This window comes from Streptomyces sp. OR43, from assembly GCF_008042275.1.
Taxonomy (GTDB): Bacteria; Actinomycetota; Actinomycetes; order Streptomycetales; family Streptomycetaceae; genus Streptomyces.
Map to the genome: position 1 here is coordinate 108900 of NZ_RDBK01000032.1, position 7473 is coordinate 116372.

Consider the following 7473-nt stretch of genomic DNA (forward strand, 5'->3'; position numbering starts at 1 on the left):
CGCCGACCTCAGAGCCAGCGCCAGATTCACCACACCACCATGCGCGACCTGCACACCCTTCGGACGACCCGTCGAACCCGACGTATAGATGACATACGCCAGCTGGTCAGCAACGGTCACCACATCCGGCGCCACCGACGGGAGTCCAGCCAGCGCGTCCACCACACCCGGATCGTCCAGCCACACCACACGACCCGCCACCGGCAACCCCTCAGCCACCGCCCGCTCACCCACCAACACCTGCACACCCGCATCCGCGAGCATGAACTCAAGCCGATCAACCGGGTATTCAGGGTCCAGCGGCACGTACGCACCACCCGCCTGCCACACCGCAAGCACCGCCACGACCATGTCCACACCACGCGGCAGACACAGACCCACGACGGACTCCGCACCCACACCCGCGTCACAGAGAAGGTGCGCCATTCGGTTGGCCCGCGCCATCAACCCGCCGTACGTCACCGACTCCGCGCCGGCCACCACAGCCACCGCATCAGGCACCGCCGCAGCCCGCTCCGCGATCAGCTCATGCACCCCACCCACCGACGGCAGCGCCACACGCCCGCCGTCGCCACCCGCCACCAGCTCCTCGCGTGCCACGTCGGTGAGCCGGTTCGGCGTGTGCGGCCGGTCCGTAGGCAGTTTCTGTGCCGGCAGATCGGTCGATCGGTCACGCCTGTTTTCCAGTTCACCGTTCATGACGCCCCCCACGCGGTTCCGCTAGTTCTTGTCCAGGAATTCGATGATTGCCGCGTTCACCTCGTCAGGACGTTCCAGATACCCGAAGTGACCGCTCTTGGGAATTTCCACGTAATCGCAGTCAGGGATCGCCTCGGCGACCTCGGCGGCGAGATGTGGCGGGGTGATGAAGTCATCGCTGAATGCGATGACACGACAAGGTGCGGACACGTTCCGGAGTGCTTCTCTGCGGTCGGCGTCCGTGTTGATCCATGACTGCCCGACGGAGCTTTCGCCGCCGGAGAGCCGGAAGGTCTCCCACCACAGCGACACGGCCTTGTCGTCGTTGAGGGTGGAAGGGGAGAGCCACTGCAACGCCGACACGGCCGCTTGGTGGTCCGCGGGCAGCTTGGTTCCGCTCTGCAGCAGGGCCCGTTCGGCGGCTCCCAGCGCGGCACGGGTGACGTCGGAGCGCGACTTGGTGGCGATCAGCACGGCGCACCGGACGAGGTGCGGCGCGCGGATCGCCAGTTCCTGCGCGATCATCGCCCCCAGGGAGACACCCACGATGCGGCAGGGCGCCGCGTCCAGGGCCTCGATGAGGCCCTGGGTGTCGGCGACCATGTCGTCGAGGGTGTACTTCCCCGGGGGGATGTCCGAGGGGGCGATTCCCCGGTTGTCGACCGTGATGGTCTGGTAGCCGGCCGCGTTCAGTGCGGGGGTCTGGTGCAGCGTCCAGACCCGTCCCGCGGCCGAGGACCCCATGATCATGAGGACCCGTTCACCGCGGCCCGACCGTTCGTAGGAAAGCCGAATGCCGTTGGTGAATACGTGCGGCATGTCCGTGGGGCCCCTTATTCGCCGTCGAGCGCGACGCGGAGGCTCTTGGGCCGCATGTCGGTCCAGGTCTCCTCCAGATAGGCGTCGCACTCGGCCTTCGAGGCGTTGACGCCCGTCTCGGTCCAACCGCCGGGGACCGCCAGGTCGGCCGGCCAGATCGAGTACTGCTCCTCGTCGTTGATGAGGACCTTGAATCGGGCTTCGTCGTTCTCGAAGTCGAAGGTGACGGTACGCATGGCTGTCTCCTCTTCAGGTGTTTCCGGGAAGGGAAGGAAAGGAAAGGACGGTGGAACAAGAGGTTCTACAACGGCAGGCCGCCGCAGGTCAGTTGGACGGGCCGGCCGCGCCGAGCACGACGTCGCCGCCGTCGGTCTCCCCCACGGCCTGCCGCGCGAACTGCGTGTAGTACAGGTCGGCGTACAAGTCGCCGGACGCCAGCAGCTCCTCGTGCGTGCCGCGTTCGCGGACCCGGCCGTCGTCGATGACGAGGATCTGGTCGGCCTCGCGGATGGTCGAGAGCCGGTGGGCGATCACCACGGACGTGCGGCCCTTGAGCGCGGTCCTGAGGGCCCGCTGGATGGCGACCTCGGACTCGGCGTCCAGGTGCGCGGTGGCCTCGTCGAGGACGACCACGGGGGGCGCCTTCAGGAGCAGCCTCGCGAGGGCGATGCGCTGCTTCTCTCCTCCCGACAGGCGGAATCCGCGGTCGCCGACGACCGTGTCCAGGCCGTTGGGGAGCGCTTCGACGACGTCCCAGACCTGCGCTGCGCGGCACGCCTCGACGAGGTCGGGCTCGGTGGCGTCGGTGCGGGCGTACAGGAGGTTGGCCCGGATGGTGTCGTGGAACAGGTGGGCGTCCTGGGTGACCACGCCGATCGTGTCCTGGAGGGACCTCATGGTGAGGTCGCGGAGGTCGTGGCCGCCGATGCGTACGGTTCCGGAGACGGGGTCGTAGAACCGGGGCATCAGGTTCGTGATGGTCGTCTTGCCGGCGCCGGACCGGCCGACGAGGGCGGTCAGCTTGCCCGCCGGGGCGCGGAAGCTGATGCCGTCGAGGACCCATCCCCCGTCGTCGCGCTCCGGGCCGCGGGCGTGGTCGGTGGACTCCAGGGAGGCCAGGGCGACTTCGCCGGCGGTGGGGTAGCGGAAGGAGACGCCGTCGAAGTGCACGTCCGGTGCCGCGCCGGGCTTGGTGAGCTGCAGGTCGACCGCGCCCATCCGCTCCTTGACGAGCGGGTCGAGGTCGAGGATCTCGAAGACCCGGTCGAAGCTGACGAGGGCGGTCATGGCGTTGGCCTGGACGCTGGAGAGCTGCTGGACCGGCGTATAGAGCCGGCCGACGAGGGTGACCAGGGAGACGAGCGTGCCGACGGCGATGACGTCGTTGACCACGAGCGCTCCGCCGAAGCCGAAAAGCAGGGCGAGCGTCACGGAGGCGGTGACGCCCATGATGATGCCGAGCTTCTGGGCGGTGACGTTCGTCTTCACACCGATGTCCCGTACGGCACGGGCGCGTTCGGCGAAGTAGGCCGTCTCGCGCTCGGGGCGCCCGAACAGCTTGTTGAGCATGGCACCGGCGACGTTGAACCGCTCGTTCATCAACGAGCCCATCTCGGCGTTGAGTTGCATGCTCCCGCGGGCGAGGTGCTGCATGCGCCGGCCGATGGCCTTACCGGGGATCAGGAAGAGCGGAACGATCAGCAGGGCGACCAGGCTGAGCTGCCAGGACAGGAAGAACATCGCGCCGAGCACCAGGACCAGGGTCAGGACGGTGTTCACCGTCTCGGCCATCAGCACGGTGACGGCCTGCTGGGCGCCGATGACGTCGGTGTTCAGCCGGCTGACGAGGGACCCGGTCTGGGCGCGGGTGAAGAAGCCGATCGGCTGCGCCTGGACGTGCCGGAAGACCTGGGTGCGCAGGTCGTAGACGAGGCCCTCGCCGATCTGGGCGGAGAGTTTCGCCTGGAAGTACTGCGTCAGGGCGTCGACCAGTGCGAGGCCGAGCAGCGCCGCGGCGACCCAGACGACGACGTCCATCTTGCCGGGCACGATGCCCTTGTCGATGACGATGCCGAACAGCAGCGGGCTGGCCGCGGTGACGACTGCGCTGAGCGCGGAGGCGCCCACAAGAAAGGAAAGCCGTAAGCGATATCGCTTTGCGTACGGGAAAATTCTCTGGATGGTGCCGGGACGAATTCCTTCGTTTCCTTCCGGACCACCGCCTCGATTGCCTTCCCCCGACGGGTCAGGGAACTCTCCGTCGTCCGGCGCCCGCACCGTCACTCTCACAGCGCTCTTCTCCTCACGGAAATTGCCACACGGTGTTCTACGCGGCACAGCTTCGCTCGGCCGCAAGCATCCATGAGAGCGCCCTGAAGAGGCAACGGTGTCCGGCGGTGGTGCCGGGACGGGTGGGAGAGGTGGTTTTCAACTGACGCGATGCCGCAGTTGAACGCCCTGCGGGGAAGCAACAGCGAATAGCGCCGCGCTTATACTTCAGCAACGGCGCTGACCACCAGAGGTTCCGTCGGAGCGACTCGTTCAGTCGCGACGGTTCAGTCGGTGCGGCGGGCTCCCGGAACGACGAGGCCCGTTTCGTACGCGGTGATGACGGCCTGGGTGCGGTCCCGCAGACCGAGTTTGGTCAGCGTCCGGCTCACGTGTGACTTGACCGTCTCCTCCGTGACGTGGAGGCGGGCGGCGATCTCCCCGTTGGACATGCCCTCGGCGACGAGCAGCAGGACCTCGGTCTCCCGGGCCGTGAGCGTGTGGAGGGCCGGCGACGCGGGCTTGGCGGCCGGGTTGCCCGCGGGCAGCTTCGTGAACTCGCTGATGAGCCGGCGGGTGACCCCGGGGTCGAGCAGGGCCTCTCCGGCGGCGACGACGCGGACCGCGTCGAAGAGCCGCTCGGCGGTGGCGTCCTTGAGCAGGAAGCCGCTGGCGCCGGCGCGCAGCGCGTCGTAGACGTACTCGTCGAGGTCGAAGGTCGTCAGGATGAGGACGCGGGGGACGTCCGCCCCGTCGGGCGCGTCGCCGAGGAGCTGCCGGGTGGCCTCTATGCCGTCCATCTCGGGCATGCGGATGTCCATGAGGACGACGTCCGGGGACACCTCGCGGCAGACGCGGACCGCGTCGACGCCGTTGGTGGCGGTCTCGACGATGGTGAATTCCGGCTGGGAGTCGAGGAGCGCGGCGAATCCGGTGCGGACGACGAGGTGGTCGTCCGCGACGACGACGCGGATCGGTGACGGCGGCGTGGTCATGGGGTCCGTTCTGGTTTGGCGGGGAAACTGGCTTCGACGATGAATCCACAGGCATCCGCCGGACCTGTGCTTACCTGCCCGCCGACGGCGGCGACGCGTTCCCGCATCCCGAGCAGGCCGTAGCCGCCGCTGCTGCCACTGCCACTGCCGCTCCCGTTCGTGCTGCCACCGCCGCTGCCGGGCGGCGCGGGCGGCGCTCCGGGCCCGTTGTCGCGGATGCTGACGTGCAGGGCGTCGTGGGCGTAGTGCAGTTCGACGTCGACGGGTGCGCCCAAGGCGTGCTTGCGGGCGTTGGTGAGGGACTCCTGGACGATGCGGTAGACGGCCAGCTCGATGCCGGGGCCCATGGGGCGGGGGCTGCCGCTGAGGATGAGCCGGATCGTGGAGGTGGATGCCTTGCGGGCCTCGTCGAGGAGGTCGTCGAGCTGCGTGAGGTCGGGTTGCGGCCGGCGTTCGGCGCCGCTGGGCGGCTCGTCGTCGTCGCGCAGTACGCCCAGCAGGCGGCGCATCTCGGTGAGGGCGGCGCGGGCGGTGTCGCCGATGCTGAGGAGGCGTTCGCCGCCCGCGGCGGGCATGCCGGGGGTGGCCATGCGGGCGGTCTCGGCCTGGACGGCGATCATGGAGACGTGGTGGCCGACGACGTCGTGGAGTTCGCGGACGATGCGGGCTCGCTCCTCGCGGGCGGCGTTCTCCCACTGGCTGCCGGCCATGACCTCGCGGGTGGCGTCGCGTTCCCGGTCGCCCTCGCGGGCGCGGCGGGCGAGGCCCGCGAAGGCGGCCGTCGGGGCCAGCGCGGCGAGGAGAACGACGCGTACCCGGTAGTCGGTGGCGTCCGCGGATCCGGCGCTCGCGACGTCGAGCGCGAGGGCGAGGAACGGCACGCTGAACAGCGTCGCCGCGAGGACGTGGCCGCAGCGGCCGAGCCGGTACTGGGCGATCAGCTGGGCGGCGAAGCCCGCGAGCGTGAGCGTGTGGAAGACCGTGAGGGAGCCGAAGCTCGCCGCGGTGACCGTGACTCCGGCGAGGACGGGGCGCAGGAGGGCCAGCGGCAGGGCGGTGCAGAGGCACAACAGGCCGATGACCATGGCGAGTTGGATGCTGCTGCCGTTCTCGGTGGCGTTCTGCGTGGTGGCCGCGAACATCCGGGGGATCGATCCGCGCTCGGCGACCAGTTCGGCGAGCGATTCGGCGATCGCGAGCCCGCACAGCGTGGCGACGAAGGCGGGGTTGCGTGGGAGGACCGAGGCCCGCCGCAGCACTCCGGTCCAGCTGTCACGCCACGCACTCGCTCGGTTCACGCCGGTCATTATGGCAGTCGGCCCTGTGCGCGGTCGTCGCTCCACGCGGTGATCAGGTGCTCCCTCGCGCGAGGGACGGGGGTGTCGCTCGCGCGAGGGAGGAGGGTGGTGCGACGGCTCAGCGACGCGTCTCCCGGAGGGCGTCCGCGAATCGTTCGAGGCCCTGGGTCAGCTGGTCCGTGCGGCCGCCGAAGCCGATCCGGACGTGCTGCGGGCTGTCGAAGCACGAGCCGGGGATGACGAGCACGCCGCTCTTCTGGAACAGCGCGTCGCAGAACGCGTCGACGTCGGGGACGTCGACGAGCCGGGGGAACGCGCTGACGCCGCCGGCCGGCGCGGCCAGCGACACCAGGTCGGGGTGTGCGGCGGCCCAGTCGAGCAGGAGCTCTCGGTTGTGGCCGGCCTGGTCGAGGCGCGGGCGGACGAACGCCGGGGCGTTCTCCAGTACGGCCTGGGCGAGCAGTTCGTTGAGCGGCGACACGTGGAGCGTGGTGTAGTCGCGGATGCGGACGCAGTCGGTCAGCAGCTCGGCGGGTGCCACGCACCAGCCGAAGCGGAGTCCGGGAAGCCCGAACGCCTTGGAGAAGCTGCCGAAGCTGACGGCCCGCTCGTAGAGCGTGGTGACGTCGGGCAGCGGCGGCGTCCCGTAGGTGAGGTCGCGGAACGCGCCGTCCCACAGGAGCCACGCGCCGACCTGCCGGCCTGGTCGAGGCGCGGGCGGACGAACGCCGGGGCGTTCTCCAGTACGGCCTGGGCGAGCAGTTCGTTGAGCGGCGACACGTGGAGCGTGGTGTAGTCGCGGATGCGGACGCAGTCGGTCAGCAGCTCGGCGGGTGCCACGCACCAGCCGAAGCGGAGTCCGGGAAGCCCGAACGCCTTGGAGAAGCTGCCGAAGCTGACGGCCCGCTCGTAGAGCGTGGTGACGTCGGGCAGCGGCGGCGTCCCGTAGGTGAGGTCGCGGAACGCGCCGTCCCACAGGAGCCACGCGCCGACCTCGCCCGCGAGGGCGACGATGCGGCGCAGTTCGTCCTCGGTGACGGTGGTGCCGGTCGGGTTCTGCGGGAAGTTGACGATGATCGCCTTGGTCCGCTCGGTGACCAGGCCGGCGAGCTCGTCGACGTCGGGGTGCCAGTCCCGCGCCGGGTCGAGGTGCCAGTCCTTGATGGTGCAGCCGAGGGCGGTCACGTACTCGACGAGCAGGTGGTACCCGGGCCGGACGACGACGACCTCGTCGCCGGCATCGAGGAGTGCGGACATCACCAGGGCCAGTGCTTCGCCGGAGCCGCTCGTCGTCATGACCCGGTCCGGGTCGACGCCGCCGGTGTGCCGGGCGACGGCGGCCCGTACGGAGGGGGCGCCGAGGGAGTAGCCGTCGTCGAAGACGAGCCGGTCGA

8 protein-coding genes are annotated in these 7473 nt (G+C 69.8%); all 8 read right to left on the minus strand.

What is annotated here, in order from left to right; all coding sequences use genetic code 11:
* Positions 1-699 (minus strand): AMP-binding protein (locus tag EAO72_RS16235; protein ID WP_148018058.1); only part of this gene is annotated, 699 nt, incomplete at its 3' end.
* 21 nt (positions 700-720) lie between these two features.
* Positions 721-1518, minus strand: a complete 798-nt coding sequence (locus tag EAO72_RS16240) for an alpha/beta fold hydrolase (protein ID WP_148018051.1) — start codon at positions 1516-1518, stop codon at positions 721-723.
* Positions 1519-1532: 14 nt separating this feature from the next.
* Complete coding sequence (locus EAO72_RS16245; protein WP_148018052.1) at positions 1533-1754, minus strand: MbtH family protein; 222 nt, start codon at positions 1752-1754, stop codon at positions 1533-1535.
* 88 nt (positions 1755-1842) lie between these two features.
* Positions 1843-3645 (minus strand): ABC transporter ATP-binding protein, encoded by a 1803-nt coding sequence (locus EAO72_RS16250; RefSeq protein ID WP_261991505.1) that lies wholly within the window; start codon positions 3643-3645, stop codon positions 1843-1845.
* A gap of 428 nt (positions 3646-4073) precedes the next feature.
* Positions 4074-4781, minus strand: coding sequence for a response regulator transcription factor (locus EAO72_RS16255; RefSeq protein WP_148018053.1), 708 nt, complete (start codon positions 4779-4781; stop codon positions 4074-4076).
* Positions 4778-6079 carry a sensor histidine kinase gene (locus EAO72_RS16260; protein WP_261991506.1) on the minus strand — a complete coding sequence of 434 codons (1302 nt, stop codon included), beginning with the start codon at positions 6077-6079 and terminating at the stop codon, positions 4778-4780. The genes EAO72_RS16255 and EAO72_RS16260 overlap by 4 nt, the downstream gene beginning before the upstream one ends.
* Before the next feature lie 118 nt (positions 6080-6197).
* The gene (locus EAO72_RS41990; protein ID WP_187285082.1) at positions 6198-6620 is read right to left on the minus strand and encodes an aminotransferase class I/II-fold pyridoxal phosphate-dependent enzyme; all 423 of its coding nucleotides are present in this window, start codon (positions 6618-6620) and stop codon (positions 6198-6200) included.
* A partial coding sequence (locus EAO72_RS16270; RefSeq protein ID WP_148018055.1) for an aminotransferase class I/II-fold pyridoxal phosphate-dependent enzyme occupies positions 6599-7473 on the minus strand: 875 nt, incomplete at its 5' end. The genes EAO72_RS16270 and EAO72_RS41990, both read right to left, overlap by 22 nt.

Bases quoted from the DNA above. Each gene is read 5' to 3' on its own strand.
- EAO72_RS16255 (WP_148018053.1), bottom strand. From the start codon at position 4,781: ATGACCACGCCGCCGTCACCGATCCGCGTCGTCGTCGCGGACGACCAC.
- EAO72_RS16240 (WP_148018051.1), bottom strand. From the start codon at position 1,518: ATGCCGCACGTATTCACCAACGGCATTCGGCTTTCCTACGAACGGTCG.
- EAO72_RS16245 (WP_148018052.1), bottom strand. From the start codon at position 1,754: ATGCGTACCGTCACCTTCGACTTCGAGAACGACGAAGCCCGATTCAAG.